The 5,223-nt window shown below is 42.1% G+C and carries 7 protein-coding genes; 2 read left to right on the top strand and 5 right to left on the bottom strand.

The genetic code is table 11. From position 1 onward, the window contains the following. Positions 1 to 123: 123 nt before the first annotated feature. Entirely contained in the window at positions 124 to 1,419 is a 1,296-nt protein-coding gene (gene rseP / locus WKI49_04175) for an RIP metalloprotease RseP (protein MEJ7621697.1), read from the top strand. Here the strand turns inward: rseP and fsa are convergent. From fsa to lptB, 5 genes are read right to left on the bottom strand one after another with little or no spacing between them, the layout of a single operon-like run. Beyond that, positions 1,416 to 2,072 carry a fructose-6-phosphate aldolase gene (gene fsa, locus WKI49_04170; protein ID MEJ7621696.1) on the bottom strand — a complete coding sequence of 219 codons (657 nt, stop codon included), beginning with the start codon at positions 2,070 to 2,072 and terminating at the stop codon, positions 1,416 to 1,418. The genes rseP and fsa overlap by 4 nt on opposite strands. A 3-nt stretch (positions 2,073 to 2,075) precedes the next feature. Beyond that, positions 2,076 to 2,444, bottom strand: coding sequence for a thioredoxin family protein (locus tag WKI49_04165; GenBank protein ID MEJ7621695.1), 369 nt, complete (start codon positions 2,442 to 2,444; stop codon positions 2,076 to 2,078). Positions 2,445 to 2,446: 2 nt separating this feature from the next. Then, positions 2,447 to 3,202, bottom strand: a complete 756-nt coding sequence (locus WKI49_04160; protein ID MEJ7621694.1) for a pseudouridine synthase — start codon at positions 3,200 to 3,202, stop codon at positions 2,447 to 2,449. Further along, complete coding sequence (locus WKI49_04155; GenBank protein MEJ7621693.1) at positions 3,178 to 3,774, bottom strand: sulfite oxidase-like oxidoreductase; 597 nt, start codon at positions 3,772 to 3,774, stop codon at positions 3,178 to 3,180. Before WKI49_04155 ends, WKI49_04160 begins: the two co-directional genes overlap by 25 nt. Positions 3,775 to 3,824: 50 nt before the next feature. Further along, positions 3,825 to 4,541 (bottom strand): LPS export ABC transporter ATP-binding protein, encoded by a 717-nt coding sequence (gene lptB / locus WKI49_04150; GenBank protein ID MEJ7621692.1) that lies wholly within the window; start codon positions 4,539 to 4,541, stop codon positions 3,825 to 3,827. Positions 4,542 to 4,564: 23 nt separating this feature from the next. On the opposite strand from lptB, the gene WKI49_04145 reads away from it, so the two are divergent. Continuing rightward, entirely contained in the window at positions 4,565 to 5,218 is a 654-nt protein-coding gene (locus tag WKI49_04145) for a rhomboid family intramembrane serine protease (protein MEJ7621691.1), read from the top strand. The last annotated feature ends 5 nt before the right edge of the window (positions 5,219 to 5,223 follow it).

Raw genomic sequence — 5,223 nt, 5'->3', positions numbered from 1 at the left:
AGAAAGCTAAGAGAAATTGAGGAAAGGGAAGAAAGGTTGGAGAAAGTTATGAAAAAGCTTGCCAAAAGGGACCCTGAAATAGAGAAAATACTAAAAGAAGAAGGACTTATTTAGGAGGCAAACATGGAGTATGTTTTGGCTTTTTTGGTGCTTATAGGTGTGCTTATATGGTTTCATGAGCTTGGGCATTTTCTTATGGCTAAGCTATTTGGGGTTAAGGTGGAGATATTCTCCATTGGTTTTGGTCCTGTGCTTCTTAGCAAAAGGATAGGAGAGACAGAATACAGACTGTCCGCACTTCCTCTTGGTGGCTTTGTAAAGCTATACGGCGAAGAAGAACAGATTGAAGACAAAAGAGCCTTTTCCTCAAAACCTAACTGGCAGAAGATACTTATAGCCTTTGGCGGTCCTTTGTTTAATTTTCTTCTCGCCATAATACTTTTCGCCCTTATATCATTGATAGGAAGGGATGTGCCAAAGTATCTCTTTGAAGAACCTCTCGTAGGTCATGTGGTAGAAAACAGCATAGCTCATAAGCTTGGTATAAGGGAAGGAGACATTATACTGGAGATAAACTCCAAAAAAGTACAAAACTGGAAGGACTTAGAGAATGCAATTTTTGAGAACATACTTAGCAAGGAGTGGAAGGTTAAGGTGCTGAGAGATGGAAAGGAAATAGACCTTTTCCTCAAGGATGATATTAGCAGGTCTGCAGGCTTTGGAGTTGAGCCTTGGCTTCCAGCAGTTTTAGGAAGGGTGTTAGAAGACAGTCCGGCAAGTCAAGTGGGATTAAAAGCTGGGGATAGAATACTGAAGGTTAACGGCAAAGAAGTAAATAGTTGGTATGAGTTTGTAAAGTATGTAAGAGAATCAAAAGACAAACCTATTCTGTTAACCATACAAAGAGGAAGCTCTATTGAGGAGAAGACGGTTATTCCCAAGATTGACCCGAATACTGGAATACCCATACTGGGTGTAACTCCCTATATTGAGAAAGTCAAAAGCAAAGAACCCCCTCTGCAGGCACTTTTGGAGGGTTTCCATAGGACATACATACTTAGCTTGCTATCTCTAAAGGCTTTGTGGAGTATTATAACTGGTGGACTATCTATAAAAACCTTAGGTGGACCTATAGCCATAGCCCAATTGGCTGGAGAATCCGCACAACAGGGTATAGTTCCCTTCATAGGTATGATGGCTTTCATATCTGTTCAGCTTGCCATATTTAACCTAATACCCCTTCCCATTCTTGATGGCGGACTTATCCTTCTTTTCCTTATGGAATCCATAAGAAGAAAACCCTTCTCTCCTAAATTCAAGGAGTTATGGGTAAAGACCGGCTATGCGATAATAATAGCCCTTGTAGGTTTTGTGATACTAAACGACATACTAAGAATTCTAAGTGGTGGAAGGCTCTAAAAGGGTCTTCCTGGGACCTTTTCCCAGTCCTTTAGAAAGAGCTCTATACCCTTATCCGTAAGAGGATGGTGGAAGAGCTTTTTCATAACCTCAAAGGGCATAGTGCATATGTCCGCACCAATGAGTGCAGCCTCTACCACATGCATGGGATGTCTTACGCTCGCTACTATTATCTGTGTATCCTCTATGCCGTAGTTATCAAATATCTGTTTTATTTCCCTTATGAGCTTCATCCCGTCTCCTGAAATGTCATCTATCCTACCTACAAAGGGGGAAACAAAACTTGCTCCTGCCTTTGCTGCTATAAGGGCTTGAGCAGGAGAGAATATAAGGGTAACATTTGTAGGTATACCCTCAGATTCTAAGACTTGGACCGCCTTTATACCTTCAGGAGTCATGGGTATTTTTACCACCACGTTGTCTCCAAGCTCTGCCAACATCCTTCCTTCTTTTATCATACCGTCCGCATCCCTTGAGACCGTCTCTAAGCTAACAGGACCATCTACAAGGCTTAGTATTTCCTTTACCACCTCCAAGAAGGGTCTTCCTGTCTTGGCTATAAGGCTTGGATTTGTAGTTACTCCGTCAAGTATGCCCCAATCAATGGCTTGCTTTATCTCATCCACCATCCCTGTGTCAAGAAAGAACTGCATAGCCTACACCTCCTGAAGTATTCTTTGATGCTTTACAACACCTACAAAAGCCTTCTTAATTATACCATCTTTAACCACAAGGGTAGTGGGTGTTGCCACTATACCTAACTCTTGAGCCTTCTGGAAACCCTCGGGTTTCCCCACGTCAAACTCCAGAACTTTTATCTTTTCCTTGAGCCTTTCTATTTCGGGCTTCATAAGCTTACAAGCTCCACACCTCTCAGAGTAGAAGTAAACCACTCCATCTGTGATAAGGTCAATTTTTCTGCCTTGCATCTTTTTGCTCCTTAGGTTTGCATAAAGCCTCAAACTAAGCATAAATCCAAAAAACAAAAGGAGAAAAAGAGTAGCCAGTTTTAGGATATTTTCCATGTCTACCTCCTCCCTACAGGCTTAATGTGTAGGGCTTTGCGTAGGCTATCTATTTCCTCTTTTGTCATATCTCTCCACTGTCCTGGTTTTAGGTTTCCCAGTTTTATTGGACCGATGGCTACTCTTTTTAGCCTCAATACCTTGTGTCCAAAATGAGATACAAACCTCTTGACTATGTGCTTTCTACCTTCGTGAAAGACTATCTCTAAAAGACTTGCATCCCTTAGATGCTTTATCAACTTTACGCTGTCTGGTTTGGCAAAGCCGTCTTCAAGGTTCGCACCCCTTCTCATAGCTTCAAGGGTTTCTTTGCTTACTTTTCCAGAGGTCCAGACTAAATAAACCTTTGGAAGTTTGTATCTTGGATGCATTATCCTGTTTGCAAGCTCGCCGTCGTTGGTAAGTATAAGAAGCCCCTCTGCGTTGTAGTCAAGCCTTCCTGCTGGGTAAACCCTTTCTGGAATATCCTTGATAAGCTCCTTTATGGTTTTTTTGCCATCCTGAGCATTGCCAAGTGAAGTAAGATAACAACAAGGCTTATGTAGGATTATATATCTGCGTCTTGATGGTTTTACCTCTTTCCCATCAACCTCCACCACATCCCTTTCTGGGTCTATTTTCCATCCAAGTTCCTTTACAACAAGACCGTTTACTTTAACCTTGCCCTCAAGTATAAGCTGGTCCGCCTTCCTCCTTGAGGCAACCCCGCACATGGAAAGGTATTTGTTTAACCTTACCAATAACGCTCCTCCTTCCATGGGTCTCCCCTCATATTGTATCCCCTCTGCTCCCAAAAGCCAGGGACATCTTCTTGTAAAAGCTCTATACCCCAGACATACTTGGCACTCTTCCATGCGTATAGCTTTGGAACTACAAGCCTAAGAGGGTAGCCATGTCTTAGTGGTATGGGTTTTCCATACATCTTGTATGCCAGTATGCTGTCTTCTTCGTAGAGATATTCAAGGGGTAGGTTAGTGGTGTATCCCTCAAGGCAGTGAACCATAACATACTTGGCTTGGGGTTTTGGTTTTGCAAGGTTTAGTATATAGGAGGTCTGCACACCTTCCCATCTTATCTCCTTTACACTCCAACGAGTCACACAATGAAAGTCCGCCACCAGCTCCACAGAGGGAAGACTAAGAATTTCCTCATAACTAAACTCTAAAGGATTTTCTACGAGCCCAAAGACCCTAAAGCGATATTGCTCTATGTCCCATTGAGGAATTTCATCTACTATATCGTAGACTATGGGTGCGGATATCCACCTTTGACCGGGTGGAAGCCTATCTTCCCTTAGATTTATGTCGCTTACAATAAGCCTTTTCTCCATACTTCTCTATTATAGGCTTTTTAAGGTTTTAAACACTGCTTTGTATCAACTTACCAGCTAAAATCCTTACCCAAGTATACCTCTCTTACATCTTCTCTTTCACTCACTTCGTGCGGTTCACCCTCAGCCAATATCCTGCCTTCGCTTATTATGTAAACTCTATCCACCATCCTTATTGTCTCCCTTACATTGTGGTCTGTTATAAGCACGCCTATATTTTGTTGTTTTAGGCTAAGTATTATTGACCTTATGTCCGCAATCATTATGGGGTCAATACCTGTAAAAGGTTCATCAAAAAATATGTATTTTGGCTTTGGTATGAGAGACCTGGCTACCTCAAGTCTTCTCTTTTGACCCCCAGATAACCTGCCAGCTCTTTGATTTCTTAGTTCCCACAGTCCAAAGTCTACCAGAAGCTCCTCCGCCCTTGCAAGCTGTGCTTCTCTGCTCTCCTCAAAAAACTCAAGGAATATAAGGAGGTTTTCCAAAACTGTGAGGTCTTCAAAAAGAGTATGCTCCTGAGGTAAGAAAGTTATACCTCTCCTTGCCCTTTCATGAGCTGGCATATGGGTTATATCTTCTTCCTCAAGCTCAATCTTTCCGCCGTCAACTGGTAGAAACCCCACAAGGCAGTTAAATAGGGTTGTTTTGCCAGCACCGTTTGGACCAAGAAGCCCCACTATCTCACCTCTTTTTAGCTCAAGGTCTATACCCTTTAGAATGTCCCTTTTCTTAAAGCTCTTTCTTATATTTCTTGCAGTCAACACATTAAAGATTTTAAACTATTAGCATGATACCCATAAGGGACTTAAACCCACACAGGAGCTTTCCTGTAGTAAATCTTAGCATAATACTAATCTGCTCTCTTGTGTGGCTTTACGAAGTGAGCCTCTCTGAGGAGGAGTTTAACCTATTCATATACCACTACGGACTCGTGCCCGCTAATCTCCTTGAAAGACCACAAACGCTCCTGACCCATATGTTTCTCCACGGAAGCTGGCTTCACATAATAGGCAATATGTGGTTTTTGTGGGTCTTTGGAGACAACGTGGAAGATAGATTAGGAAAGCTAAGATATCTTCTCTTTTACATAATTTCAGGTCTTGGTGCAGCGTTTATTCAAATGTTTGTTAGCTTTATCTTTGGTGGAGCGAATATACCCATGGTGGGAGCCAGTGGTGCAATAAGTGGTGTGCTTGGTGCGTATATGTGGATGTTCCCACATGCAAGGATACTTGCTTTAGTTCCTATACTCTTTTTCCTTACCTTTATGGAGCTTCCTGCAGTGTTCTTTATAGGTTTGTGGATACTCATTCAAATTATAAATGGACTTATAACGCTCCCTCTTGCTGGCTTTGGAGGAGTTGCTTGGTTTGCTCACATAGGTGGCTTTGTGGTAGGGTATTCACTTGCAAAGAAACTCTATAGGAGAAGGTGGTATTAGAAATA

This window comes from Aquificaceae bacterium (assembly GCA_037722135.1).
Lineage (GTDB): Bacteria > Aquificota > Aquificia > Aquificales > Aquificaceae > Pampinifervens > Pampinifervens sericum.
This window is presented reverse-complemented; position numbering and strand designations above follow the sequence as displayed.